The organism is Pseudomonas typographi, from assembly GCF_014694385.1.
In the GTDB taxonomy this organism is placed as follows: Bacteria; Pseudomonadota; Gammaproteobacteria; order Pseudomonadales; family Pseudomonadaceae; genus Aquipseudomonas; species Aquipseudomonas typographi.
In genome coordinates this window covers 18,984-45,845 of sequence record NZ_JAAOCA010000033.1, presented here as the reverse complement: position 1 = coordinate 45,845, position 26,862 = coordinate 18,984, and the positions used below count along the sequence as shown (strand labels likewise).

Below are 26,862 nucleotides of genomic sequence, written 5' to 3'. Positions count from 1 at the left end.
TGTATCTACAACTTCAACGGAGCGTGCCATGCAGTTTTCATCGATCAAGCCGCTGTTACCACTAACGCTGGTGCTGGCCGGGTCTCTCGCCGCCCAGGCCCATGCTGATTCCACCTTGGACCGCATCGTGCAGGCCAAAAAGTTGCGCTGCGGGGTGATGCTCGACTCGCCGCCCTCCGGCTACCGCACCCCGGACAACCAGCCTGAGGGCTTTGACGTGGCCTATTGCAAAGACATGGCCAAGGCTCTGGGCGCCACGGCGGAGATCGTCGAAACCCCGTCGGCCGACCGCATCCCCGCGTTGGTGTCCAACCGCATCGATGTGCTGGTGGCCTCCACCACCAGCACCGTAGCCCGAGGCCTTTCGGTGGCGTTTACCCAGCCATACATGAACTACACCACGGCGGTGATCACCCGTAAAGACAGCGGCATCAAAAGCTATGCCGAGCTCAAGGGCCACACCCTGGGCGGTGTGACAGGCACCTCCACCGAGCAGATGCTCAAGCGCGACATCGCCGCCTGGAACGACAGTAAAACCCAGTACACCGCCTATGCCAGTGACACCGAAGCCTTCCTCGCCTTGCAGCAAGGCAAGGTTGACGCCGTGCTGCAGGCCACTGCAGTGGCCGCTGCGCTGATCAAGAGTGGGCAGTTTCCCACCTTCGAACTGGCTGGTGAGGCGCCATTCCCGCCAGACCTGGTGTCGATCGCTGTGCGTCGCGACGACCAGCAGATGCTTGGTTGGGCGAAGCTCTTTGTGTGGAACGAGGTGTCATCCGGCCGCTTCGGCGAACTCTACAAGCAGTACATCAGCGCCACTGAACTCCCGAGCCTGAGGGTGAGCGGCGTCGATTTCTAACCCCCCCCCCTACTGCGTAATAGGACACTTCCATGATTCGCTTTGAACTGAAAAACCGCCGCGCGCTGGTCACTGGCGGCGCCTCCGGCATAGGCCTGGAAACCGCGCGCATGCTCGCCGAAGCCGGTGCCGACGTGGCCATCAATTACCTGCCGGGCGACGCCCGGGCCGAGCAGGCGCTGGAAAGCCTGGCCAAGTACGGTGGCCGTGTGATCGGCGCGCCGGGCGACCTTTCCGATGCCGCCGCCGCGCAGGCCATGGTGGAGCAGGCCATCGCCGACCTCGGTGGCCTGGACCTGTTGGTCAATAACGCGGGCACCCCGGGCTTGAGCAAGCCAGTGCCGGTCGGTGACCTGGAGGGCATCAGTGAGGAGCTATGGGCCACGCTGCTCAACGTCAACCTGATGAGCGTGTTCCGCTGTTCGAAAGCCGCCGCCACGGCGCTCAAGCAAAGCCGCGGCGCGATCGTCAACACGGTGTCGATTGCGGGTTTCAGCGCGGTCAGCAGCAGTATCTGCTACAGCGCCTCGAAAGCCGCTGCTATCAACCTCACCAAGAACCTCGCCCGTGGCCTAGCGCCGGAGGTGCGGGTCAATGGCGTGGCCCCCGGGGCGGTCGACAGTAGCTGGTCGATCCAGTGGACCGAGCAGCATCGTGCCAACTCCGAGGCCTCCACCCCGCTCAAACGTTGGGCAACCCCTGCGGACGTGGCCGAGATGATCCTGTACCTGGGCTTTGGCGCTGCCATGACCACCGGGCAGGTGCTGGTGATCGACGGCGGAATTTCGATCTGACTCGCCCCGACCTTTGCTTCGAAGAAATGCCCGAGCCCAGTCCGTACTCCCATGGGCTCAGTGGCAAGGCAAATGGCGTCGATACGGATCGCTTGGCAAGCCCAAGGATAAAAAGGGCGCCCCCATCAGGATTTGAGGATGGCCACTTCACCGTGAGGTTCTGCTGGCCGAAAGGGACCTCGATGCTGACGGGCTTTATAGACCGGGCAGGGTTTCTGGCGCCAGTGTCATTCGAACAAAAGCGGGCAACGCCGGGGCCTGGCGATCACGATAAAGAGGTATCCACTTTCAAACCAAGTTGGCGTTGATGCCGCGGCGCGGGGCTACACTGGCCATCCACATGCCAGGTTGCAGGCACTCCTGAACGATCCTCGGCTTTCAACAGTTTGCCGCGGCCTTGCGTGATGGTATCCGCGCCAACGGTGCCAACCACTACCCGGCCACGCCGTACACCGCCTACCGCGGGCTCCCCGGCAGCAATATCCAAGCGCTGCACACCTACTTCACGCACGGCGTATCCGCGGTGGATGAACCGGTGGCACGAACGCAACTGGCGTTTGCGTTCAACCAGCGCTGGCTGATCAAGGGCTGGAACCTGCTGTTCCTCAAGGGTGAACCGCCACCAATCACGCCACTGGCCGAAGACAAGGTCGCCCGCGGCCGTTACCTGGTCGATACCCTCGGCCACTGCGGGCTGTGCTACACCCCGTGCAACCTTGTGGCGGTGCTGGCTCTGTTGATGTTGGCCTTGTCTAGGCGCACGCGCGCTCGCTGAAGTGGCGATCAGCCAAGCACCCGGGCCGCTCGGTCGCGGCCCGGGGGTCAGAAGTCTTCAAGGTTGTGAAAGACCGTTTCGAGCAACCGGCTCAATCGTTGGATCTGCGCTTCGGTCAGCCCGGTGAAGCTGCGCTTGAACAGCTCCCTGGTGGCGCCCTGCATGCGCTCGATATTGGCAAGGCCATGGGCAGTGATGCATACCCGGGTCACGCGGCCATCTTCGGTGCTGGTGGCGGTGTCGACCAGGCCGTCGTCTTTCATGCGGTAGACAATTTTGGTGATGGTCGACAGCTTAGCGATGGCATGGGTAGAAATTTCTGAAATGCTCGATTCGCCGTTTTCCTTGAGAATCCACAGCACTCGCCAGCGAGGTATGTCGAGGTCGATCTTCTTCAGCACACGCTCCATCGACTGTGTATAGCGCCCGTGCACCCGGGCCAGCCAGTAAAAAGGGAATTCCTCTTTGCAAAACTCGTCGCTGGCAGGGTCGTAGCGGTTACGGCGTTTTTTCGGGATGTTCATCGTTCACTCAAACTAGGGGGCGGGAGCAAGACGCGCAATAATAGACTTTTCCCGCAATTTGGACATCCGTGCCGTCAAGCTCGGGCCGTGCCCCCCCTCTGAATTGGCCTACCAGGCAAGAGCGCGTTCAAGGCTCATCTTGCGCACCATGGCGTCGAAAAACTTGCTGGCAAAACCGCTTTCGCGGATCAGCATGGCGGTCAGGCCCGCGCACTTGGCGGCGATGCCGTCTTCCAGAGGGTGGTCTTCACCGCCGAGGGCACCGGCCGCGCACTGGTTTTCGGCGGCGCGCTGCACCGTCCAAAGCAAAAACAACGCCTTGTCGATACTGCTTTCGCCCACCGCGATGCCGTGGTTGCGCAGCACCAGCACATGGTTGCTGCCCAGGCTGTCGATCATCCGCGCCTTTTCGTCATCGAACAGGGTGATGCCTTCGAAGGTGTGGTAGCCCACCCGGCCGTACAGCTGCGCGCCGTAGAAGTCGTCGTGGGTGAAGCCGCGTTTTTTCTGTACCACCGCCGAAATCGGCGTGGTGTGGGTATGGATCAGGCAGTGGATGTCGTCCCGGGCGCCATGCACGGCGCTGTGCAGGGCAAACCCGGCCGGGTTACCGTCGTAAGCTGACGGCTCGAGCTTGGTGCCGTGCAGATCGACCTTGAGCAGGTTCAGCGGGGTGACCTCGGTGTAGTTCAGGCCGAACGGGTTGACCAGGTAGTGGTGCGCGGGGCCCGGCAGGCGCGCGGAGATGTGGTTGAAGATGGCTTCGGTCCAGCCGAACCAGTCCACCAGGTGGTAGCACTGAGCAAGCTGGACGCGCAGCGCCCATTCTTCGTCGTTGATGTGGGCGGGCTGAATGAATTCGTCACGGTTCATAGGGAGGGCCTGCTGATCAGAGTGAAGGTTGGCCGCGAAAACGTGCCAGGTTGAGGATGTCGCGGGTCACCGGCATGGCCAGGCCCTGGCGCTCGGCCAGTTCCACCACCGCGTCGCCGATCGCCTGCAGCTCCAGCGGGCGGCCATGTTCGTAGTCTTGCAGCATCGAGGTGCGCACCGCACCCATGCCGGCGCCCATTTCCATGAAGCTTTGCGGGTCGATGGCCACCCGCGCGCCATAGGCGGCGGCGGTCAGCAGGGCCTCGTTGAACACTTTGCTCACCACTGCCTTGAGTTCGGGCTCGCCGTACAGCTGCGCCAGGGTTGCGCCGGTGACCACCGACAGCGGGTTGGAGGTAAGGTTGGCGATGATCTTGGTCCACAGCGCATCGCGGATGCGCTCGCTGGCGCGAGCTTCGATGCCGGCGGCGGCGAGCAGCGCGCACACCCGTTGCAGCCGCGGGCTCTGGCTGTTGTCGGGTTCGCCGAGGATCATCAAATGCGGGTTGCTGGCGCGTACCACACCCGGGGCCAGCACCTCGGCGGTGATAAACACTACGCAGCCGAGGATGCGTTCCAGCGCCAGCGCCTGGGTGAGTACCCCGGCCGGGTCGACCGCTTCGACGCGGGAACCGGCAAAGCGCCCGGGCTCGCCGTGGAAGTACCACCAGGGCACGCCGTTGACCAGCGGGACCACCACGGTGTTCGGCCCCATCAGCGGGGCGAGGGTGGGCAGCAGCGCCGCCAGCGCCGGGGCTTTGGTGCAGAGAAACAGCACGTCTTGTTCGCCGAGGGCGGCCGGGCTGTCACTGGCGCGCACCATCACCTGGTGTTCTCCGTCTAGGTCTGCTAGGCGCAGGCCGTGCTCGTTGATGGCCGCCAGCGCCGCGCCGCGGGCTAGCAGGCTCACCGGTTGGCCGCTGGCGGCCAGGCGCGCGGCCAGGGTGCAGCCGATCGCGCCGGCACCGGCCACGCATACCCTCAAGGGGTGGGCAGTTGTCATCGCAGTTCCTTAGCTGGCAAGCATGGCTTGGTGCTTGCTGGCGGCGCCCAGGTAGGCGTCGATCACTCGCGGGTCGGTGGCCAGCTGCGCGGCTGGGCCTTGCATCGCCACCTGGCCGGTTTCCAGCACATAAGCGTAATCGGCAACCTTCAGTGCGGCGCGGGCATTCTGTTCCACCAGCAGGATTGACACCCCCTGGCCACGCAGTTGGGCGATGATGCGGAAGATCTCGCGGGTGATCAGCGGTGCCAGGCCCAGGCTCGGTTCATCGAGCATCAGCAGCTTGGGCTTGGCCATCAGCGCGCGGCCCACCGCCAGCATTTGCCGTTCGCCGCCGGAGAGGGTGGCGGCGGCCTGCTTGCGCCGCTCCAGCAGGCGCGGAAACAGGCTGTATACCTCCATCAGGCTGGCATCGAGGTAACGGTCGCGCTGGCGGTAGCGCATGAAGCCGCCCAGCTTGAGGTTGTCTTCCACGCTCATGCTGGAGAACAGCTCACGTTTTTCCGGCACCAGGCCCAGGCCGCGGCCCACCAGAACTTCCACTTCCGGCACCGCTTCCAGGCGGCCATCGAAGCTGACCTGCCCGCGCGAGCCCAGCACGCCGATGATCGCCGACAGCAGAGTGGTCTTGCCGGCGCCGTTGGGGCCGATCACGGTGACGATCTGGCCTTGGCCAACGGCCAGGCTGGCGTTGCTCAAGGCCTCCACCTTGCCGTAGGCAACGCTGAGGTCCTTGACCTCCAGCAAGGGGTTATTCACTTGGTTCATCGTTTCACTCCGCACCTAGGTAGGCTTGCAGTACAGCGGGGTCGGCCTGGATCGCTTCGGGCAAACCGTCGGCGATTTTCTGGCCGAATTCCATCACGGTGATGCGGTCGGCTAGGTTCATCACGAAGTCCATGTCGTGCTCGACCAGCAAAATGGCCATGCCCTCATCGCGCAGCCGTGCCAGCAGTTCGGCCAGGGCCTGCTTCTCTTTGTGGCGCAGGCCGGCCGCGGGCTCGTCGAGTAGCAACAGGCAAGGGTCGGCGCACAGCGCCCGGGCGATTTCGAGGATGCGCTGCTGGCCCAGGGCGAGGCTGCCGGCCTCTTCGAACAGATACCCACCCAGCCCGACACGCTCCAACTGCTGGCGTGCCTCGGCCAGCAAGCGCGCTTCTTCATGGCGCTCCAAGTGGGCGAAGCTGGCCAGCACGCTGCCGCTGGCGCGCAGGTGAGCGCCGATCGCAACGTTCTCCAGCACGCTCATGGCCGGCAGCAGTTTCACGTGCTGGAAGGTCCGGCTCATGCCACACTGGGCGATCTGCCGCGAGGGCACCCCATTGATGCGTTGGCCGAGAAACAACACCTCGCCGGAGGTGGGCACGTCGACCCCGGAGAGCTGGTTAAACAGGGTGCTCTTGCCGGCCCCGTTAGGGCCAATCAGCGCGAGGATTTCCCCGGCGTGCACGGCCAGGTCCATCTCTTTATTGGCTACCAGCCCGCCGAACCGGCGGGTCACCTGGCGCGCCTCGAGGATCAGCATGCCCTTGGTTGGCGGCAACCGCCGCGCCAGCGGGTCGGCCGGTGCCGGTGGCACGCGGCGCACCGGGGCCACCGGCAGGTACCTGACCAGCAGAGGCCACAGCCCGCCGGGTATGCGCTGCATCATCAGCACGATGAGCAAGCCGAACACGATGGTTTCATAGTTGCCTTGGCTGCCCATCAGCAGCGGTAGCCAGTCCTGCAACCACTGCTTGAGCAGGGTCAGCACGCCGGCGCCGAGCAGGGCGCCCCAGACGCTTCCCACGCCACCGATCAGCGCCATGAACAGGTAATCGATGCCCATGTTCAGGCCGAACGGGGTGGGGTTCACGAAGCGCTGGGTATGGGCGTATAGCCAGCCCGACAGCGCGGCGAATAGCGCCGCCACCACGAAAATCACCAGCTTTGCGCGAAAGGTGTTCACCCCCATGGATTCGGCCATCACTTGGCCGCCCTTGAGCGCGCGGATGGCGCGGCCCTGGCGTGAGTTCAGCAGGTTCTGGGTGATCAGCACGGCGGCCAGCAACACGGCCCAGATCAGGTAGAAGACATGCTCGCCTTTCTCCAGGCTGAGGCCGAACAGAGTGATCGGCGGCAGGTCGGTGATGCCGGTCTGGCCGCCAAAGCCTTCGAGGTTGCCGAACAGGTAGTACAGCGAGATGCCCCAGGCGATGGTACCCAGCGGCAGATAGTGCCCTGAGAGCTTCAGCGTCAGCGCGCCGAGCACCAGCGCCACCACCGCAGTGAGCACCAACGCCAGCAGCAGCGCCAGCCACGGCGAACCGCCAGCCCAGGCCAGCCAGCCTGGCAGTTGCGCCGTGGTGGTGAGGTAGGCGCTGGTGTAGGCGCCCAGGCCGACGAACGCCGCCTGGCCGAAGCTGGTCATGCCTCCCACGCCGGTGAGCAGCACCAAGCCCAGCACCACCAAGGCGTACAGGCCGATGTAGTTGAGCAAGGTGACCTCAAAGGCTGGCAGCAGCAGTGGCGCTACCGCCAGTACGGCGATGAACGCCAGGATCAACACGCGCGGTTTCATGCGTCTTCCTCCACGTGATGGCTGCGCAGCGAACGCCACAGCAGGAACGGGATGATCAGCGTGAACACGATCACCTCTTTGTAGTTACTGGCCCAGAACATCGAGAACGCCTCCACCAGACCCACTGCCAGCGCGCCCAGGGCAGCCAATGGGTAGCTGACCAGGCCGCCGATGATGGCGCCGACGAAGCCCTTGAGGCTGATGATGAAACCGGAGTCGAAATACAGCGTGGTGATCGGCGCGATGAGAATGCCCGACAGGCAACCGATGAAGGCCGCCATGGCGAAGGTGGCCTTGCCGGCCAGCTCGGGTGAGATTCCCATCAATCGCGCGCCGTTGCGGTTCACTGCAGTGGCCTGCAGGGCTTTGCCGTAGAGGCTGCGGCCGAAGAACAAGAACAGGGCGATGATCAGTACCAGCGACAGCGCCAGCACCCACAGGGTCTGGCTGTTGAGCGTCACCGGGCCCAGTTCGAGGCCGGCCTGGGAGAACGGCGTGGTACGCGCGCCTTCCGGACCAAACAGCAGCAGCCCAACGCCGACCATCGCCACGTGCACGGCGATCGACACGATCAGCAACACCAGCGGGGTGGCGCCAGCGATGGGCTGGAAGAATAAACGGTACAGGCGCGGGCCCAGCGGCACCACCAGGCACAGGGTGAGCAGGGCCTGGGCGGCCACCGGCAGGCTGGCCAGTGGCAAGTGGTACACCGAGATGACCAGCGCCGCGCACCAGGCGAGCTTGCCGAGCATCCCCCGGTCTACCCGCAGGCCTCGGCCGGCGCGGTAGCGGGCGAGCACGTCGAGGGCGCATTCGGTCACGGTTAGGGCCAGCAGCAGCCAGGCCAGCGGCGTGGGCTCGCCGGCCTGGATCGTGGCCATGGTCAGGGCGCCGTAGGTCACGAACTCACCCTGGGGGATCAACAGGATGCGGGTGACGGTGAACACCAGCAGGATCGACAGCGCCAGCAGGGCGTAGATGGCGCCATTGGTGACGCCATCCTGGCCTAGCAGCAAGGCTATCTGCAGATTCATATTCTAAGGTCTCGCAGCAAGGTCAACGGCGTCGCGGCGGGAGAGGGCGCAGGCCCCCAGCCGCGGCCTGGTTTATTTCAAAAGCGCCCAGTGCCCGTCCTTGACGGTGATCAGCTCGCGGCCACGGGTATCGAAGCCGCTGTGGTCTTCAACACTCATGTTGTACACGCCCTGGGTCGCGGCCAATTCGTGGGTGTTTTCCAGCGCATCGCGCAGCGCCGCGCGGAACGCCGGGGTGCCGGGTTGGGCTTTCTGCTCGGCCGCCGGGATGGCTTTTTCCAAGAGCAGGCCGGCGTCGTACACATTGGCGCCGAAGGTCGCCGGGGTTTGCCCATAGGCGGTTTTGTAGGCGTCGATGTAATGCTGGGCGATGGCCTTGGACGGGTGGCTGTCGGGCGTTTCATCGAGCACCAGCATCAGGCTGGCGGCGAGGATGGTTCCCTCGACCTTCTTGCCCCCCAGCTGCAGGAATTGATCCAGCGCGGCGCCGTGGGTCTGGTACATCTGGCCCTTGTAGCCTTGGTCGAAGAGGGTGGTTTGTGGCATCACCGAGGAACTGCCGGGGGCCGCAACCAGCACGGCGTCGGGTCGCGCCATGAGGATTTTCAGGCCCTGGCCGGTGACGGAGGTGTCCTGGCGCTGGAAGCGCTCATTGGCCACCACCTTGATGCCGTTCTTCTCGGCCAATGCCCCTATCACCTTGCTCCAGTTTTCACCGTAAGGGTCCGCGGTGCCGATGAAACCCAAGGTTTTCACCCCGCGCTTGACCATGTTTTCCACCAGCGCCTGGGCGATCAGGTCGTCGTTTTGGGTGGTTTTGAACACCCATTTCTTCTGCTCGGTCATCGGCAGCACCACCGCGGCGGTGCCTACCGGCGCCAGCATCGGTGTGCCGGACTCGGCTGCGAATTGGATCACCCCCATGGCATTGGGCGACCCACTGGGGCCGATGATCGCGTCTACGTGCTCTTCGTCGATCAGCTTCTTGAAGGCCTTCACCGAAGCGGTCGGGTCACTGCCGTCATCCAGGGTGATGTAGCGCACCGGCTGGTCGCCTATCTGTTTGGGCATCAGCGCCACGCTGTTTTTCTGCGGGATGCCCACCAGGGCGATGGGCCCGCTGGCGGAGGTGATCACGCCAATTTTCACCTCGGCCCGGGCCGCGGGGGCCCCACTCAGCGCGATGCCAGCGGCGCCGGACAACAGGGCGGCGGTCAACAGTTTCTTCATCTCGTTCTCCATCAGGGCAAGGTCGGCTGGGCAGCAAAAGCGCCACGGCGTTGGTGGGGCGATAGCAGGTTGCATGCCAGCGTTTGGCCTGCACCGTGGCCGGGCACGGCGTTTTCAGCGCCGGGCGGCGGGGTGCGCCGGGCTGGTCGTAGGTGGGGTAGGGCGGCCGAGGGCCCGCGAAACAGGGGTTTGGAGCGTTTTTATATTCGTTTTAGAATATTTTTTGGCATTGTTTTTAGCCTAATTATTTTTATTTTATTTAGGCTTTTATCGCGCTTTGACCGTGGGCTTAACAGCGGACTTTCGCCAAGTAAACGATCTTTAAGGTAGCTTATATATTAATAGAATGCCACTTAAAACAGATAGATAGAATAGTTTTGATGATTTTCAGAGTCAGGTATGAAATGCCCAATTTCGGTGCTTGGGTGCATCTTTTTGCACCAAAATGGCAGTGATATTTCCATTGAAAAATCAGTTGACGATTCACGTAAAACTGCGCGATGTTGGAAAAAAGCGAGGCACAGCCCGCTTGGCGTGAGCGGCACAACGAGGTAGCGCAGATGACGATCGTGGTAGAGCAACTTTCCCTGGGTGGTAGCGGCCCGTGCGTGATGGTCAAAGACACCATCGATGTGGCCGGGGTAGCCACCCGTGCCAGCAGCTGCGCCCTGGAAAACGCAGCACCGGCCGCTGCCCATGCCGAAGTGGTCGAGCACCTGCTCGCCGCCGGCTGCCGGCTGACCGGTAAAACCGGCCTGCACGAGTTGGCGTTTGGTACTACCGGCATCAATGCCTACACCGGCACGGCGACCAACCCACGCTTTGCCGGGCGCATCCCGGGTGGTTCGTCGAGCGGTTCGGCGGCCGCGGTGGCCGCGGGCCTGGCGGATTTCACCCTGGGCACCGACACCGGTGGCTCGGTGCGCATCCCGGCTTGTTGCTGCGGTGTATTCGGCTTCAAGCCCAGCTTCGGTCGGGTCAGCCGCCGCGGCGTGATGCCGGCGCACAGCAGCCTTGACTGCGTAGGCCCGTTCGCCGCCAGCCTACCCATGCTCGAAACCGCCATGTGCGCCATCGACCCCACCTGGCAGCCCAAGGCCGGGCCGTGCCAGGTGCGCATTGGGGTGATCAATGTGCTCGCCAGCGCGCCGGTGCAGCAGGTGGTCGACGGGGCCCTGGCCGCCACCGGTCAGCCGCTGGGCCAGGTGGCGTTGCCCAGCTTCGATGCGGCGTACGCCGCCGGCATGGTGGTGATCAACCGCGAAACCTTCAACGCTTGCCAGGGCTTGCTCGCCAGCGGCCTGGTCGGCGCCGACATCGCTGGGCGCCTGGCCGCCGCGGGCGAAACCACCGATGCCGCGCTGGCCGAGGCCGAAACGGTGCGCGCGCGGTTTACCGAGGAGGTGAACGCCGCGTTCGCCCAGTACGAGGTGCTGGCGCTGCCGACCATGCCGGACTTCCCGCTGCGCCTGGAGCAGGCCACCGACACCCGTGCGGTGCTCGGCATGACTGCCTTCGTGCGGCCGTTCAACCTCTCTGGCCACCCGGCCTTGAGCATTCCGCTTGGCAGCGAACAGGGCCTGCCGGTGGGCCTGCAGTTGGTGGGCGCCCACGGCACCGACGAAGCGCTGCTGGCCGCCGCCAGTCTGCTGTTGCAGCAGCTGTATTCCAACCGTACCTGATCATGGAGCCCTTCATGAATTCGCTCAGCGCGCCGGCCCTCGATGCCGCCGCCACTCCGCTTGCGGGCGAGGCCTTCGAGGCCCTGCTCGGTGACATCCGCCAGCGCGCCCGTGAAGGCGAGTTCGACCGCCAGCGGCACATCTCCCAAGATGTGATCGACGCCTTCAGGGCGCAGGGCGTGTACCGCGCGCTGGTGCCCAAGCGCTTTGGCGGCAACGAATGCTCGCCGGCGCAGTTCTGCCAGATGATCGAGCGCATCGCCCACGCCGATGGCTCGGCCGGCTGGGTCGCCAGCTTCGGCATGAGCCCGGTGTACCTGGCGGCGCTGCCACCACAGACCATCGCCCAGGTGTATGCCAATGGCCCGGACGTGGTGTTCGCCGGCGGTATCTTCCCGCCGCAGCCGGCCGAGGTGATCCCTGGCGGGTTCAAGGTCACTGGCCGCTGGAAGTACTCCAGTGGCTCGATGGGGGCCGACCTGGTCGGGGTGGGTATCGCCCCAAAGAACGGCGCCACCCTGGCCTTGCCGCGTTTGGCGGTGATGCCGAAACATCAGGCGCGCATCGAAGACACCTGGGCCACCGTCGGCCTGCTCGGCACCGGTAGCCACGACCTGGTGGTCGAGGAGGTGGTCGTGCCGGAAGAATGGACCTTCGTTCGTGGCGGCGCGCCGAACCTCGATGAGCCGTTCTTCCGTTACCCGTCGCTGGCCTTCGCCACCCAGGTGCTGTCGGTGGTGGGCCTGGGGGTGGCGCGCGCGGCGCTGGACGAACTCGCCGGCATGGCCAGTGGGCGCATCTCGGTCACTGGCGCTCCGGCGCTGGCTGACCGCCCGTTGGCCCAGGTTGAAGTGGCCAAGGCCGAAGCGGCCCTGCGCGCTGCGCGGGCGTTCTTCTTCGAAGCTATCGAGCAAGCCTGGGCCCACGTGCTGGCTGGTGACCCGGTGCCAGCCGCAGCCACCAACCTGCTGCGGTTGTCGTCTACCCACGCTACCCGTGTGGCCGCCGATGTGGCGCGCACCGCGCAGATGCTTTCAGGCATGAGCGGCGTGTACAGCACCAGCCCCCTGGCGCGCTGTGTCAACGACGCCCAGGTGGTGACCCAGCATGCCTTCATGGGCGATGTGACCTATCAGAACGCTGGGGCAATGTTCTTCGGCAAAGCGCCCCTGCCGGGCTACCTGTAATTTTTCGAGGATTGCTTTATGAGCGAGAAAAAACCATTGCGCGTGTTGTTCTGCATGGGCATCAACCAGAATTTCTTCAACGCCCCGCGTGATGAACAACTGCAGGTGTGGGGCGCGTTCAGCGCCATGTGGAACGGCATCCACGATCTGGCCGGGGTGAGCGTGCTCGGCAATATGGACGACGACCAGAGCATGGTCGGCCCCTCCGATGGGTTCCCCTGGACCACCTACCTGCTGGCTGACGTGCCGGACGTGGAAACGGTGCACGCTGCCTGCAACCTGTTCCGCACCACCGCAGTGGGCGATGGCCCGTACAAGCTTTGGCGTTACGCCAAAGTGGAGGCCCGGGTGGGCCGCGAACTGATCATCCAGCGCAGTTGAGTACGCCGCCATGACCGAACAGGACCAAGCACGCCTGCGCCGCTTCGAAAGCGAACACGCCGTGCGCGCCTGCATGAACCGTTACATGGTGCTGTGCGATGCCCTCGATGAACGCACCCCGCTCGATGAATTGGCCGGGCTGTTCACCGCTGAAGCCGTGTGGGAAGGCAAGGGCGCCCGGTACGCCCATAGCTTTGGCGGTTACCGTGGCCGCGAGGCGATCCGGGCGATGTTCTCCAGCTACATGAAGCCGCCCGCGCACTTTGCCCTGAACGTGCATTTTCTCACCAGCGAGCTGATCCAGGTGAAGGGCGATGAGGCGCTCGGCAGCTGGGTGATGTTGCAGGCCAGCACCTTCGCCAGCGGCGCCTCGCACTTGAACGCGGCGCGCCTGCACGTGCGCTTCGCCCTCGAAGAAGGGCACTGGCGCATGGCGCACTTCCAGACCGAAAACCTGTTCGGCCGCCCGGTATCGACCTGGAACAGCGAGGCGCCGTTGCCGGTGCCCACCCCTGAAGAATGAACTGAACGGCCGGCCCAAGCGCCGACGAGGAGACACCGTGAGCAATCTGATTCCCGCCATCAACCTGGCCGTGGACCCTGCCGAGCTGGTGCAGAGCGACCGCGTGCATACTTCGCTGTACAACGACCCGGCGCTGTTCGACGCAGAGCTGGCGAAGATCTTTCACAGCACTTGGGTGTGGGTCGCCCACGCCAGCGAAATTCCCGACAACGGCAGCTACAAGACCACGTACATAGGCAAGCAGCCAGTGATTGTGGTCCGTGACCGCAAAAAAGACGTACACGTGCTGCTCAACCGCTGCCGCCACCGTGGCGCCACGGTGTGCGAGCACAAAAAGGGCAAGACCAACAGCTTCGTCTGCCCGTACCACGGCTGGGGCTATGCACTGGACGGTTCGCTGCGCGGTATCCCGCACCCGGAGAGCTACGGCGACTGCATAGATAAGGCCGAGCTGCCGCTGGTGAGCCTGCGTACCGAAAGCTACGCCGGGATGATCTTCGCGACCTTCAAGCACGACATCGAGCCGTTGGTGGACTTCCTCGGCCCCGCCAAAAAGTGGATGGACCTGTTCATGAAGCAGGGCGCTGGGTACGGCATCAAGGTGCCGGGCGAGCACCGCTTTCGCTTCCCTGGCAACTGGAAGATCCAACTCGAGAACACCACCGATGCCTACCACTTCCCGCTGGTGCACAAGAGCTTCCTGAGCTCGGTGGATGAGCAGACCTTGGAGCTGTTCGACTTCGTCAAAGGCCCCGGCTACGTTGAAGACCTCGGCAACGGCCATAGCGTGATGGTGATGATCCCCGACCTGATCGACCTCGAGGCGGACCTGGACAGACCCATCCCCGAGCGCTTCGAAGCCCTGGCCGCCGAGCTGCGCGAAGAAGGCATCGACGAGCCACAGGTGCGCCGCATCGTCCGCGCCGTGGGCGGCACCGGCTTCAACTTGAACCTGTTCCCGAACGTGGCCTGCTCGATGGCGTTCTTCCGCGTGCTGCAACCGATCTCGGTGCACGAAACCGAAATCCATCACTCGGTGATCACCATGGACGGTGCCCCGGCCGCGGCCAACCGTTACCGCCTGCGCCTGCATGAACACTTCCAGGGGCCGATGGGCTTCGGCACCCCGGACGACTCCGAAGCCTGGGAGCGGGTGCAGAAGGGCGCCAAGGCCGGCGAAGACCTGTGGATCATGCTCAACCGCGGGCTGCCGGGCGAGAAGCCCAGCGAAGACGGCCTGGTGTCTGACGTGAGTGCCGAAACCGGCATGCGCGCGGCCTACCAGCAGTGGAAAAAGATGATGCAAGCCTGACCCGTGGAGAACCTTATGAACCTGCAACTGCTGCAAGAAGTGACTGCCTTCATCTGGCAGGAAGGCGACATGCTCGACCACGGTGAATACGACGGCTGGCTCACGCTGTGGACCGAGAAGGGTACCTACATCATCCCGATCGACCCCAAGGCGACTGACTTCGAGAACACCCTGAACTACGCCTACGACGACCATCACATGCGCCAGCTGCGCGTGCAGCGCCTGATTGGCGGCGAGTCGATCTCCACCAGCCCGCAGCCGCGCACCGTGCGCACGATCTCGCGCTTTCGCGTGCTCTTCGACGACGGCGTGAACGTGACCGTGCGCTGTGCGCAGAACGTGCGCGAGTTCCGCAAGGAAACCCTCAAGCACTACAGCGCGGACCTGGTGTACGAGCTGGTGCGCGCAGAGCGCGGTTTCAGGATACAGCGCAAGTTGGTGAGCCTGATCAACAGCGACGATGCCCTGGCGGGCATCGGCTACATCCTGTGACGGGGGCGAGCATGACGCATGTGGCATTGGTCACCGGGGCCGGCCAAGGCTTGGGCGCGCGCTTTTGCGCCCAACTGCTGACGGCCGGTTACCAGGTGGTGGTCAGCGACCGCAATCTGAAGGCCGCCCAGGGGGTGGCCGCGCAACTCGACGCCAGCGGCGAGCACACGCTGGCGGTGCAGCTCGATGTGGCGAGCAAGGCTGACTTCGAAAGCGTCCTGGCTCAGGTGCTGGTGCGTTTCGGCGCGCTGCACGTGGTGATCAATAACGCCGCGGTGACCAAAACCACCCCGCTGATGCAGATCAGCCCGGAAGAGTTCGACGCCGTGGTGGGCCTGAACCTGCGCAGCGTGTTCCTCGGCTGCCAGGTGTTGGGTGCCTACCTCGCCCAGCAGGGCTACGGGCGGATCATCAACATGGCCTCGCTGGCCGGGCAGAACGGCGGCACCGCCACCGGTGCCCACTACGCCGCGAGCAAGGGCGCGATCATCACCCTGACCAAGATCTTCGCCAAGGAGTTCGCCGCCCGCGGCGTGACCGTTAACGCCATCGCCCCGGGCCCGATCGACTCCCCGGCGGTGCATGCTGCGGTGCCAGCCGAACGCCTGCAAGGGCTACTGGGCAACATCCCGGTACAGCGCCTGGGCGATGCGGGTTTTCTCGGTGACCTAATCGTGCAACTGGCGCGTCCCGAAGCCTACTTCACCACCGGGGCGACTTGGGACGTGAACGGCGGGCTGTTCATGCGCTGACCCTGAAGGAGGGTGATTCGCGATGGCTGAACAACTTCTCGATGTGATCGTGCGCAAGCGTGAACTGCAGGGCGACGGCGTCGTCGTGCTCGACTTGACCCGGGCCGACGGCGCCGCGCTACCACTGTTCGACGCGGGCGCCCACGTAGACATCCACATTGCCCCAGGTCTGGTGCGCCAATACTCGCTGTGCAGCGACCCGGCCGACGCCAGCGTTTACCGCCTGGGCGTACTCAAAGACCCGGCCTCCCGCGGTGGGTCTGCCGGCGTGCACGCCCATTTGCTCGAAGGCCGGCAGGTGCAGATCAGCGCCCCGCGCAACCTGTTCCCGCTGGCTGAAGGCGCCACCCGCTCGATCCTGTTGGGCGGCGGCATCGGCATTACCCCGATGATCGCCATGGCCTATGCCCTGGAACAGCGCGGTGACGCGTTCGAGTTGCATTACTGCGGGCGCTCGCGCAACCACAGTGCATTCCTCGCCGAACTGGGCAGCGCGCCGTTCGCCAGCAAGGTGGTCACCCACTTCGATGACGAGCATGGCCGCCTCGACCTGGCCGCCGTTTTGGGCCAAGGCCGGGCTCGCGTGCACATGTACACCTGTGGGCCGGCTGGCTTCATGGACTGGGTGATCGACGGCGCGCGCCAGCAGGGCTATGCCGAAGACCACATCCACAAGGAGTACTTCCAGGCCGAGGTCGACGCCAGTGGTGAAGGCTTCGAAGTGGTGGCCGCGCGTAGCGGCAAGACCGTGCAGGTGGCCGAGGGCCAAAGCATTCTGCAGGCGCTGACCGCGGTGGGCATCGACATTCCGATTTCCTGCGAGCAGGGCGTGTGCGGCAGTTGCCTGTGCGACGTGCTCGAAGGCGAGCCCGACCACCGCGACGTGTACCTGACCGATGACGAAAAAGCCGGCAATGACCAGATCCTGGTGTGTTGCTCGCGGGCGAAGTCAAAAAAACTCGTGCTCGACATCTGAGGAGGACTCCATGGTCGATGTAGCTGATTTTCGTAACGCCATGGCCTTGCTCGGCGGCGCCGTGTCGGTGATCACCACCGACGGCCCCGCGGGGCGCTTCGGCTTCACCGCCTCGGCGGTGTGCAGCGTGACCGACGAACCGCCCACCTTGCTGGTGTGCATGAACCGTGCGTCCCATTCCAACACCCAGTTCAAGGCCAACGGCACGCTGTGCGTGAATGTGCTGGCCGGCACCCACCTGGCGTTGTCCGGTGCCTTTGCCAGCAAGGCACTGACGATGGACGAGCGCTTCGCCAGCACCCCCTGGACCACCCTGGAAAGCGGTGCGCCGGTGATGCTCGAGGCGCTGGTGAACTTCGACTGCCGTATCACCCAGGTGCATGAGGTGGGCTCGCACAGCATTTTCTACTGCCAGATCCAGAGCATCCGCCAGGGCGGTGCCGATGAAGGCCTGGTGTATTTCAACCGCGCTTACCACCGCCTGTGCGAGCACTCCAAGGCGGTCTGAACCACCTGCGTTACCACTGCTTGAAAACAACAAGAGCAATAGCAGGCCCGGCCCCCTGAGGGAGCCGCGCAAGGGGCACCGTACCCCGCCACAACGTGAGCGCCGCCACAGAGCGCGCCGCGTCTTCCTGCCGAGTTCCGCTTCGTTGATCTGCTCACACATCGAAAAGGCCCGCACCGCGGGCTATGAAAGGGGCCGTGACATGTTGTACTCGTCGATTGCGCACAATTTGAAAGTCATGGGGTTGCTGGGCCTGGCCGCCGTGCCGATGGGCGCCTATGCCGACATCTGGGACGACAGCCACCTGAAGGTAGACGCCAAGAACCTTTGGCTCGACCGCAACTACACCGAAAGCGGTGCCACCACCAACAAGGTCGGTAACTGGTCGCAGGGCTTCGACCTCCAGTTCACCTCTGGCTACACCGATACGCCGCTGGCCTTCGGCCTCGACCTGGACGCCCAGTACGCCTACGTATTCGATGCCAAGGGCAACGACGGCTCGCTGCCGTACGATGCCAAAAATGGCGTGCCGGACGACTATAGCCGGGGCGGCGCTACCTTCAAGATGAAGTATTCCAAAACCGAACTGAAGATCGGCGACATGCGCCCTGAGCTGCCGATCGCCTGGCACGACCCCAGCCGCCAGCTCGACACCATCTTCCAGGGCGCGGTGATCGAGTCGAAGGAAATCCCCGACCTGACCCTGACCGCTGGGCGCTTCTGGTCGGCGGTTACGCGTGAATCCTCCGACCACGAAAAATTGTACAAATATGGCTCTACCGACAACCTCGATAGCGACGGCCTGGACTTCGGCGGGGCGACCTACAACGTGACCAAAAGCCTGCAGGCCAGTTATTTCTACGGGGTGATGCACGACATCTACAAGCAGCAGTACTACGGGCTGGTGCACCTGGCGGACCTCGGTGAAGGCTACAAGCTGCGCACCGACGTGCGCTGGTTCGACAACAACGAAGACGGCAAGGCCCTGAACGGCGAGATCGACAACCGCGCGCTGAGCGCTGGCTTTGCCCTGAGCAAGGGCCCCCACAAGTTCACCCTGGCCTACCAGCGCATGTACGGCACCAGCATCTTCCCCACGCCCAATGGCTACATCCCGCAGTTCTACCTGCTCAACTGGGCCAACCAGCCGTTCATGCGCCCGCAGGAACGCTCGGTGGGCCTGGGTTACAGCTACGACTTCGTCGGCTGGGGCATCCCTGGGCTGACCTTCAGCACCCGCTACATCAAGGGCACCGACATCTTGCGCAGCGGCAACCTGTCAGATGGCCACGAGAACGAACGGGACCTGGCCCTGCGCTACGTGGTGCAGAGCGGCCCGCTCAAGGGCCTGGGCTTCGAATGGAAGAACTACCTGGTGCAGCAGAACTTCGGCGATGACTTCCAGGAGAACCGGTTCTACACCACCTACACCTGGAAGGTCTGGTAACCCGCCGGCGCCCCGCAGGCGCGCAGCCTGGCTGCGCGCCTACTGTTCTCACCCCTGGAGGGATGCTAACCATGACCGCGCAAACGCCTCAGTCCCTGCGCCGCATCGTAGTCGCCTCGGTGATCGGCAACGCGCTTGAATGGTACGACTTCTTTCTCTATGGCACCGCCGCCGCACTGGTGTTCGGGCCGTTATTCTTCCCCGCCGGCACCGACCCGGTGCTTGGCACGCTGGGCGCCTTCGCTGGCTTTGCGGTCGGCTTCGTCGCCCGGCCGGTCGGCGGGGTACTGTTCGGCCACATCGGTGACCGCCACGGGCGCAAGCGCGCGCTGGTGATCACCCTGGCGCTGATGGGCATCGCCACCTTTCTCATGGGCCTGCTTCCCACCTTTGCCCAGGCCGGCTACCTTGCGCCGTTGGCGCTGGTATTGCTGCGTGTGGTGCAGGGCGTGGCCTCGGGCGGTGAATGGGGCGGCGGCGTGTTGATGCTCAGCGAGAATGCCCCGCCGGGAAAGGCCGGTTTCTATGCCGCCTGGAGCCAGCTGGGTGTAAGCGGCGGTTTCGTGCTGTCGGCCGCGGCCTTCTATGCCGTGCAGTTGCTGCCCAATGAGGCGTTCATGAGCTGGGGCTGGCGTGTGCCCTTCTTGGCCAGCGTGCTGATTTTCGGTGTGGGGCTGTACATCCGCCGGCGTTTGCCGGAAAGCCGTGACTTTCAGCAAGAAGCCGCCCCGGCCGCCGCGGTGCAACACCTGCCGGTGTGGCAGGTGCTGCGCGAACACCCCAAGGCAGTGTTGCAAGCCATGGGCCTGCGCTTGGCGGAGAACGGCGGGGCGTATATCTTCCTGGCGTTTTCCATGGCCTATGCCAAGTTCAGTGGCCTGGCGACCCAGGTCGTGCTGGCCGGGGTGATGCTTGCCATGGTGCTGGAGGCATTCAGCATCTTGTTCTGGGGCTGGCTCTCGGATGTGATCGGCCGTCGCGCCGTGTACGCCTTTGGCTCGGTCGGGTTGGTGGTGCTGGCGTTTCCATTCTTCTGGCTGTTCGACACCCACCAGCCGGCGCTGGTGTACCTGGCGCTGGTCCTCGGCTTACCGATCAGCCACGGTGCGATGATCGGCACCCAGCCAGCGCTGATGGCCGAATTGTTCCCTACCCATGTGCGTTACACCGGCCTGGCCCTGGGGCATGAGATTGCTTCGATCTTTGCAGGCGGTTTCGCGCCGATGATTGCCACTGGGTTATTCGCCAGTGTGCACGCCGCCTGGCCGGTGGCGCTGATGCTGGTACTGTTCGGGGTGCTGACCAGCCTGACCCTGCTCACGCTGCCGGGGCGGCCGCGCGCCATGCGCGCTACCTCGGCTTGAGTGAATGGTTTTCCTCGCCCGGTTGCTCGCCGGGCTTTTGTTATCTTGTAGAAGGGGTGCCCGATGCGCCGTTATCACACTGGCCGTGACCTCACCCAGGTGCACAGCATTGCCGAGCTGGCGGCCATGGCCCGCCAGCGTTTGCCGCATTTTGCCTGGGAATACCTGGCCGGCGGCGCCGAAGAGGAACAGACCCTCAGCGGCAACCGCCAGGCCTTCGCCGAGCGCCACCTGCACGCGCGGGCGCTGGTGCCGTGCCAGCCGCCGGCGACCGAACGCAGCCTGTGGGGCGAAACCCAGGCCTTGCCGTTGATGATCGGCCCCACCGGCTACAACGGTATGCTTTACAAGGATGCCGACCTGCACCTGGCCCGCGCTGCCACAGCCCGTGGCGTGCCGTTCTGCCTGAGCACGGTGGCCTGCGCGGCCCTGGAAACCATTGCCGAGCGGGTGCCTGGGGTGAACCTGTGGTTCCAGCTATACCCCATGCGCGACCCGGCAGTGCAGGCCAGCCTGCTGGCCCGGGCCCGCGCCGCCGGGGTGCGCAACCTGGTGGTGACCAGTGATGCGATGGTGCTCGGCAACCGTGAGTGGGACCGGCGCAACTTCACCCGGCCACGGGTGCTCAGCTGGCGCAACCGGTTCGACGTGCTGCGCCACCCACGCTGGATGGCCCAAGCACTGTGGCCGCACGGCCTGCCCACCGTGGGCAACCTCAACCTCTATCTGCCCGAGGGGCAGCGCACGGCGCTGGGCTCGATGAAGTTCATCGGCGAGCAGATGGATACCGGCTTGGACTGGGACTTTCTGGCCCGGCTGCGCCAGCAGTGGGAGGGGCGGTTGCTGCTCAAAGGCGTGCTGCACCCGGCCGATGCCGAGCGCTGCATCGCCCTGGGGCTCGACGGCGTGGTGGTGAGCAACCACGGTGGCCGTCAGCTCGACGGCGCCCTGGCCAGCCTCGATGCCCTCGAGGCGATCGTGCCGGTGGCCCGGGGCAAACTGGAGTTGTTGCTCGACGGGGGCATCCGCCGCGGCAGCGACATCGTCAAGGCGCTGGCCCTGGGCGCCGACTCCGTGCTGCTGGGCCGCGCCACCCTCTACGGTGTGGCGGTGGGCGGGGAGGCCGGTGCTGGTAAAGCGCTGGATCTGCTCGCCGACGAGCTGCGCCGCTGCCTGAACCTGGCCGGTTGTACCGGCATCGATCACCTCGGCCGGCACTGGCTGGCTGGGGCACCTCGTTCCGCTCATGAGCCCGCCCATGCACCTGTATGAATTGATCCGCTACACCCTGCGCGTACGCACCCCCGCGCAGGCCTTGCCACGCTTGCGGGCCACCCTGCAGGAAGCCGGCGAGGGCGTGCGGCTGATGGGCTGCTGGGTGTCGGAAATCGGCCCGCAAAACACCGTGGCGGTGTTGCGCGGTTTCCGCGATAGCCAGGCCCGCCAAGCCGAGCGTGAGCGGGTGCTGCTGGCGCTGGATGCCTTCGGCATCGGTGAGTTCGTGATGGACCAGCAAATAGATGACTACAGCCTGTTTCCCTTCCTGGAACCGCTGGCGCCTGGCGCCCATGGCCCGTTCTACGAGCTGCGCGAGTACAACCTGGTGCCGTCCGGCCTAGTCCCGACCCTGGCCGGCTGGCGCAAGGCGGTGGGGCCGCGCACCGCCGCCACCTACTCCCCGGTGTATGCCGCCTTCTACGCGACCAGCGGGCGGCTGCCGCGCTACCTGCACATCTGGCCTTACGCCAGCCTTGAGCAGCGCCTGGAGGTGCGCACCCGCGCCGTGCAAGACGGCGTGTGGCCACCGGAAAACTCCGCGCCGCAACTGCGGGAGATGCACTCGGTGGTGTACCTGCCCGCGGAGTTTTCGCCCTTGCGGTGAGTGCCGCCGGCACGCCTTCACGTGCAGACAACAACCCGACCAGCCTGAACCTTTTTTGCCCGACGCGCCTGGGGTTCATCACAGCCCGTTCGGCCTCGGCGCCAGCCTGTGGACCAATGACCTGTCCGAGGCGCTGCGGCTATTCCCACAGGGCGAAGCTTGCTCCGGCCGGGGTATGATGTGCTTGCTCTTGTCGAGGTGCTTGGCTTTGCTGCCGACATAGCGCCAGTCCGCGCTTATCAGGTCGACGTCCTCCCAACGCATTCTGGCCAGCTCACCCGGCCGGCCGTTCGCTTGCCGGGTTGTTGTTCACCGCCTGGCGAATTTTCAGCTGTTCACATCGCCATGAAGGCATCGCTGAGTTTTCATCGAAAGGCGAGATGAGGAGTAGTCGCCATTGCTGGGGGTACCGTTTTCGATAGAAGGAGAAGGTACCCCAACGACACCCCAGATGCTCTAGGAACCATTGGGCTACGACGGGCGACAGTGGGTAAAGGTATTTGTAACTGCTTGATCTTGATAGGAGTTTTGGATTTCAGTGGGCATCAGCTACAGACTATCCGGGTCCCCAAAAAACATTTTGACGTCGCTCTAGCACGGGAGTTATAGCCTGAAAAAAACGAAATGTGCCCCCAGTTGTGCCCCCATTCGCGCCGGGTGTGCAAGTGATCGCGAATGGAGACCTCCGACTGACTCCAGTATGGCACTGGCTGGTATTTAGCGCGCCTCCGTATACTGGATGAGCAACCCGTACCTGGCAAATCCTTGGTCGTTCGGAAAAGGATATGGGTAATGATTCGATATCCTTAAGCGGAGTTGTCGGGTCTGTCTCTTAGCACCTATCCTGAAATTGACTCGCGAGATGCTCGTGCTCTGCGTGCTGCTGTAAGGCCGCTGGTCGACAGGGCATCGATCCGTGTGTCCATCGGCAGTTGGAGCGTAATGCCAGGCGCCTAGCTTCTGAAAACGCCTATGAAGCGGTTGTTCAGCATTGAAAGTGTTGGGCAAAGTTGAACATCGTGTTTCTGGTCGTGGATCTCGATAGTCCGGTCGGGCCCAGAGCCTGGCGCTTCAGTTGGCCGCCGAGCCGGCTGGCAGCGGGAGGGGTCGGGTTGAGATGTAGAGGGGGGCGCCTTACCTTCTCTGTTCATGGCCGGTTCAACCGTTGGGCCAGGTCGCTGATCAGTCGTTCGGCAAATGCAACTGCAGTTCCATGGCGTCATGAAGGAGTCTGACGACCTCGATCACGTCGTCGTTTGCCACACGATAGAACACGATATGGCGGGGGCTTTTGACCGTTCCATGTGTTTGTTTGGCCTGCTGACGTGAATAGATGAGGTGATAGCTGCGAAGGCCCGGTGCGAGCTCATCGCGGTCGTGGCTGCCAATGCGATGAGGCGTGTCGGCAAGCGCTTGGAGCGCCGCGAGGATCAGCGCCTGGTAGCGCTGGCGTGCTTGATCGCCGAACTGCGTCTGGGAGAGCCTGAGGATGTCGACAATGTCGGCGCGCGCCGGGTTGGAGATCCGATACTGCGGCATGCTCAGTGTTTCTCTCTCGCGGGGAGGGTTGCCTCCAGGCTCAGGCCCTCGAGGTAGTGCTCCAGATCCCCTTCGTTCACCTGAGTAAAGCGCCCGTGCTCAAGATCCATGATGCCGATCGAGGTCGCCTGGCGCAGTGCCTCAATTTTGGCGGTGTCTTCGGCGACGCGCTGCTCCAATAAACGCAAACCTTCCCGCATCACTTCGCTGGCATTCTGATAACGGCCGGACTGCACCAGGTCATGGATAACCTGATCCTGGTGAGGGGTGAGCACAACGTTTCGCGTCGCCATAACTAGCTCCAGTTCCATGCAAACAGGTACTTTTGATTGTTGGCATATTATGCCATTTTCGCTCAGGAGAATAGCTTGGGGCCGACATCCGGCGATCCGGTGATGGCTGACTCGGCGCCAATCAGCAATAGCGACCTGGATCGCGACAGTGTCAGCCAGGGAATAAGCGGCGCGATGCACCACGCTGAGCGGGTAGGCTGCGCTGTCGAGTTTCAGCGTGACTGGCCATGTCATCGGAACCGGTCCTTCAAATCCATTGGGAACGTGTGGATTTTGCCTGTTGCCAAAGCATTATGCCATCATATTATTTTTTACATTCGCAGGTATTTGTCGAGCGTGGTGGGTGGTGCGCTCACTAAGGTTCGGTCATTGATACGGGGTAGGGCGAGGATCCACATCTCCCTCAGTGCATCCATCCTCATCAATAGCCCACTTGGCCTCAGGCTGGGTGCATCCTTTTCAAACCATCCAAAGCATGCCCTCAAATGTGCCCCCAATGTAGCAATCCACTGGAAGTGAATGGAGCTCCATGGTTTGTGGAAAGGCAAAAATGATCAACTGAACAGCCCGCCCGACGGACACCTAAAGACTATCCGGGTCCCCAAAAAACATCTGCAACCGTGAGCGCAGCCAGCGCTCGGCCGGGTCGTTATCTTGTGAGCCGCGCCAGGCCATGTGCAATTCGAAGCTGCGCACCGGCAGGGGCACTTCCTGTGCGCGTAAGCCGCCGGCAGCGATCAGGCTTTCGGCGGTGTAATCCGGCACCATGGCGATGATATCGGTGCCGGCGAGGAGGGTACCCAGCCCGTTGAACTGAGGCACCGCCAGCACCACATGGCGCTTGCGCCCGACTTTTTCCAGTTCCTCGTCGATAAAGCCTGCTAAGTCGCCCGCAAAAGATACCAACGCATGGGGGCGGCTACAGAAGGCATCCAGGCCGATGCTGCCGGGGATGCTGTCGGCACGCAACACGATCGGCTTGCTGCGGCGCAGCACCTTGCGCTTGGCGTTGGCCGGTAGTTCGTTGGTATAGCTCACGCCTACCGAGATTTCGCCGGACGCCAACAAGGCTGGCATCAAAATGTAATTGGTACGCCGTACCACCAACACGATGCCTGGTGCCTCTGCCCGCAGGCGCTTGAGCAGTTGCGGCAGCAAGGCGAACTCAACGTCGTCGGATAAGCCCACGCGAAACACGGTGGTGCTGGTGGCGGGGTCGAATTCGGCCGCGCGGCTGACCGCGGTGGAAATCGAGTCGAGCGCCGGCGTTAGCAAGGCGCCGATTTCGATGGCCCGTGCGGTGGGCTCCATGCTGCGCCCGGTGCGCACGAACAACGGGTCGTCGAAGAGCGTGCGCAGGCGTGACAATGCCGCGCTGATGGCCGGCTGGCCAAGGAAGAGTTTTTCCGCGGCACGGGTTACGCTGCGCTCATGCATCAGCGTTTCGAAAACGATCAACAGGTTGAGGTCGACGCGGCGCAGGTCGTTGCGATTCATCGGTGGGCTCTGTTCCGGTGTCAGCGTGCGGGAGCCTCGAATAGTAAGGCGAAAAGCTGGTAGGCTGCATAAATATGTGAAAACGGCCAGGTATATCGGCAGGCCGATCAATGCCAAGCATGGTGACTATTAACCGGCCCCCATGGCACTGCCGGCAAAGCCCGGATAATCTGCAAGCCTTTAGAGGTCATTGAACGAGGTTCGTAATGTCCCGCACAGTTCGCTTCCATAAGTTCGGCCCGGCCGAAGTGCTCAAATGCGAAGAGCATGAGGCTCCGTTGCCCGCGCCCGGCGAAGTGCAAGTGCGAGTCGCGGCCATCGGTGTGACCTGGTACGACGTGCTCTGGCGGCAAAACCTGGCGCCGTCCCAAGTGCGCCTGCCCGCGGGCCTTGGCCTTGAGATGGCCGGCGTGGTCACCGCCTTGGGCGAGGGCGTTGATGACCTCGCCGTGGGCGACCAGGTCGCAAGCTTCCCTGCCGCTAGCGCCAACGAGCACCCGGTGTATGCTGAAGTAGTGGTGTTGCCGCGGCGGGCACTGACCCGTTACCCCGGCATCCTGACCCCCGAGCAAGCGGCGGTGCACTATACACCGCTGTTGATGGCGTGGTTCGCCTACACCGAGCTTGCTCGTGCCCAGGCTGGGCAAACCGCGTTGGTGACGTGCGCTGCATATTGCGCTGGGCCTGCGTTCGTGCAATTGGGCAAAGCCCTGGGGGTAAAGGTGATCGCCCTGGCCAAAAACGGCGCACAAGGCGAGGCGGTGATGGCGCTGGGTGCCGATAAGGTGATCGTGACCGAAGAGCAGGACCTGGTGAGCCAAGTGGCCAAGTACACGAACGGCAGCGGCGTGAACATGGTCTTCGATGGGCTCGGCGGCCCGCAAATGGCGGTGCTGGGCGATGTAATGGCGCCGCGTGGCAGCCTGGTGCTGTATGGGCTGCAAGGGGGTAACCAAACAGCGCTGCCGGCCTGCGCGGCCTTCCAGAAAAGCCTGCAGCTTCATCTGCACTGCCTGTGTAACTTTACCGGCACCCCGGAACTGGGCATTCCCCAAGACACGGCGGCGGTGCAAAAGGCATTGCAGCAGATCAACCAATTGACCGCCGACCGTGTGCTAATGCCCGCGACCCCGCGAGTGTTCCGCTTCGATGAGGTGGTCGAAGCGCACCGGTACATGGATGAATGCCCGTGCATGGGCAGTGTGGTATTGACGGTATGAGGCCGCCGCCGGGTTTCCGGCGGCCGTGCTGTAGCAAAGTTAATTGGCGCCAATAAACACCCTGCGCCACCGGATCAAATAATTGGCACCTTGATATTTAGTTTTTAACCATCTGATTTATATATGTTTTATTTTTCACTGTGACGGCGGCCGAT

Annotated in this window: 27 protein-coding genes and 2 pseudogenes; 17 read left to right on the top strand and 12 right to left on the bottom strand. The window is 63.7% G+C overall.

Annotated features, from left to right (window positions below; genetic code table 11):
* Positions 1–28 precede the first annotated feature (28 nt).
* The 3 genes from HAQ05_RS21900 (at position 29) to HAQ05_RS21890 (ending at position 2,428) form a co-directional block, all read left to right on the top strand.
* Positions 29–859 (top strand): transporter substrate-binding domain-containing protein, encoded by an 831-nt coding sequence (locus HAQ05_RS21900; RefSeq protein ID WP_190424526.1) that lies wholly within the window; start codon positions 29–31, stop codon positions 857–859.
* A 32-nt stretch (positions 860–891) separates the two neighbouring features.
* The gene (locus HAQ05_RS21895; RefSeq protein WP_190424525.1) at positions 892–1,653 is read left to right on the top strand and encodes an SDR family NAD(P)-dependent oxidoreductase; all 762 of its coding nucleotides are present in this window, start codon (positions 892–894) and stop codon (positions 1,651–1,653) included.
* A gap of 397 nt (positions 1,654–2,050) precedes the next feature.
* Entirely contained in the window at positions 2,051–2,428 is a 378-nt protein-coding gene (locus HAQ05_RS21890; protein WP_190424523.1) for a hypothetical protein, read from the top strand.
* A gap of 47 nt (positions 2,429–2,475) precedes the next feature.
* Here HAQ05_RS21890 and HAQ05_RS21885 read toward each other — a convergent pair whose 3' ends face one another.
* From HAQ05_RS21885 to HAQ05_RS21855, 7 genes are all read right to left on the bottom strand, one after another.
* Positions 2,476–2,952 carry a MarR family winged helix-turn-helix transcriptional regulator gene (locus tag HAQ05_RS21885; protein ID WP_190424521.1) on the bottom strand — a complete coding sequence of 159 codons (477 nt, stop codon included), beginning with the start codon at positions 2,950–2,952 and terminating at the stop codon, positions 2,476–2,478.
* A gap of 108 nt (positions 2,953–3,060) precedes the next feature.
* On the bottom strand, positions 3,061–3,825 hold the full coding sequence (locus tag HAQ05_RS21880) for a class II aldolase/adducin family protein (protein WP_190424519.1): 765 nt from the start codon (positions 3,823–3,825) through the stop codon (positions 3,061–3,063).
* Positions 3,826–3,841: 16 nt separating this feature from the next.
* On the bottom strand, positions 3,842–4,828 hold the full coding sequence (locus HAQ05_RS21875) for a ketopantoate reductase family protein (protein WP_190424517.1): 987 nt from the start codon (positions 4,826–4,828) through the stop codon (positions 3,842–3,844).
* A gap of 9 nt (positions 4,829–4,837) precedes the next feature.
* Positions 4,838–5,596 carry an ABC transporter ATP-binding protein gene (locus HAQ05_RS21870; protein ID WP_190424515.1) on the bottom strand — a complete coding sequence of 253 codons (759 nt, stop codon included), beginning with the start codon at positions 5,594–5,596 and terminating at the stop codon, positions 4,838–4,840.
* Positions 5,597–5,600: 4 nt separating this feature from the next.
* On the bottom strand, positions 5,601–7,388 hold the full coding sequence (locus tag HAQ05_RS21865; RefSeq protein ID WP_190424513.1) for a branched-chain amino acid ABC transporter ATP-binding protein/permease: 1,788 nt from the start codon (positions 7,386–7,388) through the stop codon (positions 5,601–5,603).
* Positions 7,385–8,422, bottom strand: a complete 1,038-nt coding sequence (locus tag HAQ05_RS21860; RefSeq protein WP_190424511.1) for a branched-chain amino acid ABC transporter permease — start codon at positions 8,420–8,422, stop codon at positions 7,385–7,387. The genes HAQ05_RS21865 and HAQ05_RS21860 overlap by 4 nt, the downstream gene beginning before the upstream one ends.
* A gap of 72 nt (positions 8,423–8,494) precedes the next feature.
* Entirely contained in the window at positions 8,495–9,652 is a 1,158-nt protein-coding gene (locus tag HAQ05_RS21855) for an ABC transporter substrate-binding protein (protein ID WP_190424509.1), read from the bottom strand.
* Between the two features lie 560 nt (positions 9,653–10,212).
* On the opposite strand from HAQ05_RS21855, the gene HAQ05_RS21850 reads away from it, so the two are divergent.
* The 13 genes from HAQ05_RS21850 to HAQ05_RS21790 all read left to right on the top strand — a co-directional run bounded on the left by HAQ05_RS21850 (position 10,213) and on the right by HAQ05_RS21790 (position 22,158).
* Positions 10,213–11,334, top strand: a complete 1,122-nt coding sequence (locus HAQ05_RS21850) for an amidase (protein WP_190424507.1) — start codon at positions 10,213–10,215, stop codon at positions 11,332–11,334.
* Between the two features lie 14 nt (positions 11,335–11,348).
* Positions 11,349–12,521 carry an indole-3-acetate monooxygenase gene (gene iacA / locus HAQ05_RS21845; RefSeq protein WP_190424505.1) on the top strand — a complete coding sequence of 391 codons (1,173 nt, stop codon included), beginning with the start codon at positions 11,349–11,351 and terminating at the stop codon, positions 12,519–12,521.
* An 18-nt stretch (positions 12,522–12,539) separates the two neighbouring features.
* Complete coding sequence (locus tag HAQ05_RS21840; protein WP_190424503.1) at positions 12,540–12,902, top strand: IacB protein; 363 nt, start codon at positions 12,540–12,542, stop codon at positions 12,900–12,902.
* Positions 12,903–12,912: 10 nt separating this feature from the next.
* Positions 12,913–13,425, top strand: coding sequence for a nuclear transport factor 2 family protein (locus HAQ05_RS21835; protein ID WP_190424501.1), 513 nt, complete (start codon positions 12,913–12,915; stop codon positions 13,423–13,425).
* Positions 13,426–13,462: 37 nt separating this feature from the next.
* On the top strand, positions 13,463–14,737 hold the full coding sequence (locus tag HAQ05_RS21830; protein ID WP_190424499.1) for a Rieske 2Fe-2S domain-containing protein: 1,275 nt from the start codon (positions 13,463–13,465) through the stop codon (positions 14,735–14,737).
* Positions 14,738–14,752: 15 nt separating this feature from the next.
* Positions 14,753–15,229 carry an aromatic-ring-hydroxylating dioxygenase subunit beta gene (locus HAQ05_RS21825; RefSeq protein ID WP_190424497.1) on the top strand — a complete coding sequence of 159 codons (477 nt, stop codon included), beginning with the start codon at positions 14,753–14,755 and terminating at the stop codon, positions 15,227–15,229.
* A gap of 11 nt (positions 15,230–15,240) precedes the next feature.
* Positions 15,241–15,981: an SDR family NAD(P)-dependent oxidoreductase gene (locus HAQ05_RS21820; RefSeq protein ID WP_190424495.1), complete on the top strand. Its 741-nt coding sequence runs from the start codon at positions 15,241–15,243 to the stop codon at positions 15,979–15,981.
* Between the two features lie 22 nt (positions 15,982–16,003).
* Positions 16,004–16,957 carry a PDR/VanB family oxidoreductase gene (locus HAQ05_RS21815; RefSeq protein ID WP_190424493.1) on the top strand — a complete coding sequence of 318 codons (954 nt, stop codon included), beginning with the start codon at positions 16,004–16,006 and terminating at the stop codon, positions 16,955–16,957.
* Between the two features lie 10 nt (positions 16,958–16,967).
* Positions 16,968–17,465 carry a flavin reductase gene (locus HAQ05_RS21810; RefSeq protein ID WP_190424491.1) on the top strand — a complete coding sequence of 166 codons (498 nt, stop codon included), beginning with the start codon at positions 16,968–16,970 and terminating at the stop codon, positions 17,463–17,465.
* 202 nt (positions 17,466–17,667) lie between these two features.
* A complete protein-coding gene (locus HAQ05_RS21805) occupies positions 17,668–18,912 on the top strand; it encodes an OprD family outer membrane porin (protein ID WP_190424489.1) in 1,245 nt (414 codons plus the stop codon).
* A gap of 71 nt (positions 18,913–18,983) precedes the next feature.
* The gene (locus HAQ05_RS21800) at positions 18,984–20,276 is read left to right on the top strand and encodes an MFS transporter (protein WP_202988104.1); all 1,293 of its coding nucleotides are present in this window, start codon (positions 18,984–18,986) and stop codon (positions 20,274–20,276) included.
* A 63-nt stretch (positions 20,277–20,339) separates the two neighbouring features.
* Positions 20,340–21,548, top strand: coding sequence for an alpha-hydroxy acid oxidase (locus HAQ05_RS21795; protein WP_190424484.1), 1,209 nt, complete (start codon positions 20,340–20,342; stop codon positions 21,546–21,548).
* The gene (locus HAQ05_RS21790) at positions 21,535–22,158 is read left to right on the top strand and encodes an NIPSNAP family protein (protein WP_190424482.1); all 624 of its coding nucleotides are present in this window, start codon (positions 21,535–21,537) and stop codon (positions 22,156–22,158) included. Before HAQ05_RS21795 ends, HAQ05_RS21790 begins: the two co-directional genes overlap by 14 nt.
* Positions 22,159–22,314: 156 nt before the next feature.
* Here HAQ05_RS21790 and HAQ05_RS28810 read toward each other — a convergent pair.
* From HAQ05_RS28810 to HAQ05_RS21770, 5 genes and pseudogenes are all read right to left on the bottom strand, one after another.
* A pseudogene (locus HAQ05_RS28810) lies at positions 22,315–22,443 on the bottom strand (tyrosine-type recombinase/integrase); the annotation flags it as partial.
* 897 nt (positions 22,444–23,340) lie between these two features.
* Positions 23,341–23,697, bottom strand: a complete 357-nt coding sequence (locus HAQ05_RS21785; RefSeq protein ID WP_190424480.1) for a type II toxin-antitoxin system RelE/ParE family toxin — start codon at positions 23,695–23,697, stop codon at positions 23,341–23,343.
* A gap of 2 nt (positions 23,698–23,699) precedes the next feature.
* Entirely contained in the window at positions 23,700–23,990 is a 291-nt protein-coding gene (locus tag HAQ05_RS21780; protein ID WP_190424557.1) for a type II toxin-antitoxin system ParD family antitoxin, read from the bottom strand.
* Between the two features lie 126 nt (positions 23,991–24,116).
* Positions 24,117–24,224: pseudogene (locus tag HAQ05_RS29190) on the bottom strand (His-Xaa-Ser system protein HxsD); the annotation flags it as partial.
* Positions 24,225–24,572: 348 nt separating this feature from the next.
* Positions 24,573–25,487: a LysR family transcriptional regulator gene (locus tag HAQ05_RS21770; RefSeq protein WP_238935046.1), complete on the bottom strand. Its 915-nt coding sequence runs from the start codon at positions 25,485–25,487 to the stop codon at positions 24,573–24,575.
* Positions 25,488–25,693: 206 nt separating this feature from the next.
* Here HAQ05_RS21770 and HAQ05_RS21765 point away from each other — a divergent pair, with 206 nt between their 5' ends.
* On the top strand, positions 25,694–26,707 hold the full coding sequence (locus HAQ05_RS21765) for a zinc-dependent alcohol dehydrogenase family protein (RefSeq protein WP_190424478.1): 1,014 nt from the start codon (positions 25,694–25,696) through the stop codon (positions 26,705–26,707).
* Positions 26,708–26,862 lie beyond the last annotated feature (155 nt).

Excerpts from the sequence above, each read along its gene's own strand:
- HAQ05_RS21825 (WP_190424497.1), top strand. The coding sequence starts at position 14,753 with ATGAACCTGCAACTGCTGCAAGAAGTGACTGCCTTCATCTGGCAGGAA.
- HAQ05_RS21770 (WP_238935046.1), bottom strand. The coding sequence starts at position 25,487 with ATGAATCGCAACGACCTGCGCCGCGTCGACCTCAACCTGTTGATCGTT.
- HAQ05_RS21860 (WP_190424511.1), bottom strand. The coding sequence starts at position 8,422 with ATGAATCTGCAGATAGCCTTGCTGCTAGGCCAGGATGGCGTCACCAAT.
- HAQ05_RS21865 (WP_190424513.1), bottom strand. The coding sequence starts at position 7,388 with ATGAAACCGCGCGTGTTGATCCTGGCGTTCATCGCCGTACTGGCGGTA.
- HAQ05_RS21895 (WP_190424525.1), top strand. The coding sequence starts at position 892 with ATGATTCGCTTTGAACTGAAAAACCGCCGCGCGCTGGTCACTGGCGGC.
- HAQ05_RS21800 (WP_202988104.1), top strand. The coding sequence starts at position 18,984 with ATGACCGCGCAAACGCCTCAGTCCCTGCGCCGCATCGTAGTCGCCTCG.
- HAQ05_RS21805 (WP_190424489.1), top strand. The coding sequence starts at position 17,668 with ATGTTGTACTCGTCGATTGCGCACAATTTGAAAGTCATGGGGTTGCTG.
- HAQ05_RS21885 (WP_190424521.1), bottom strand. The coding sequence starts at position 2,952 with ATGAACATCCCGAAAAAACGCCGTAACCGCTACGACCCTGCCAGCGAC.
- HAQ05_RS21815 (WP_190424493.1), top strand. The coding sequence starts at position 16,004 with ATGGCTGAACAACTTCTCGATGTGATCGTGCGCAAGCGTGAACTGCAG.
- HAQ05_RS21840 (WP_190424503.1), top strand. The coding sequence starts at position 12,540 with ATGAGCGAGAAAAAACCATTGCGCGTGTTGTTCTGCATGGGCATCAAC.
- HAQ05_RS21785 (WP_190424480.1), bottom strand. The coding sequence starts at position 23,697 with ATGCCGCAGTATCGGATCTCCAACCCGGCGCGCGCCGACATTGTCGAC.
- HAQ05_RS21880 (WP_190424519.1), bottom strand. The coding sequence starts at position 3,825 with ATGAACCGTGACGAATTCATTCAGCCCGCCCACATCAACGACGAAGAA.
- HAQ05_RS21790 (WP_190424482.1), top strand. The coding sequence starts at position 21,535 with ATGCACCTGTATGAATTGATCCGCTACACCCTGCGCGTACGCACCCCC.
- HAQ05_RS21765 (WP_190424478.1), top strand. The coding sequence starts at position 25,694 with ATGTCCCGCACAGTTCGCTTCCATAAGTTCGGCCCGGCCGAAGTGCTC.
- HAQ05_RS21875 (WP_190424517.1), bottom strand. The coding sequence starts at position 4,828 with ATGACAACTGCCCACCCCTTGAGGGTATGCGTGGCCGGTGCCGGCGCG.
- HAQ05_RS21795 (WP_190424484.1), top strand. The coding sequence starts at position 20,340 with ATGCGCCGTTATCACACTGGCCGTGACCTCACCCAGGTGCACAGCATT.
- HAQ05_RS21855 (WP_190424509.1), bottom strand. The coding sequence starts at position 9,652 with ATGAAGAAACTGTTGACCGCCGCCCTGTTGTCCGGCGCCGCTGGCATC.
- iacA (WP_190424505.1), top strand. The coding sequence starts at position 11,349 with ATGAATTCGCTCAGCGCGCCGGCCCTCGATGCCGCCGCCACTCCGCTT.
- HAQ05_RS21850 (WP_190424507.1), top strand. The coding sequence starts at position 10,213 with ATGACGATCGTGGTAGAGCAACTTTCCCTGGGTGGTAGCGGCCCGTGC.
- HAQ05_RS21900 (WP_190424526.1), top strand. The coding sequence starts at position 29 with ATGCAGTTTTCATCGATCAAGCCGCTGTTACCACTAACGCTGGTGCTG.
- HAQ05_RS21810 (WP_190424491.1), top strand. The coding sequence starts at position 16,968 with ATGGTCGATGTAGCTGATTTTCGTAACGCCATGGCCTTGCTCGGCGGC.
- HAQ05_RS21780 (WP_190424557.1), bottom strand. The coding sequence starts at position 23,990 with ATGGCGACGCGAAACGTTGTGCTCACCCCTCACCAGGATCAGGTTATC.
- HAQ05_RS21820 (WP_190424495.1), top strand. The coding sequence starts at position 15,241 with ATGACGCATGTGGCATTGGTCACCGGGGCCGGCCAAGGCTTGGGCGCG.
- HAQ05_RS21870 (WP_190424515.1), bottom strand. The coding sequence starts at position 5,596 with ATGAACCAAGTGAATAACCCCTTGCTGGAGGTCAAGGACCTCAGCGTT.
- HAQ05_RS21835 (WP_190424501.1), top strand. The coding sequence starts at position 12,913 with ATGACCGAACAGGACCAAGCACGCCTGCGCCGCTTCGAAAGCGAACAC.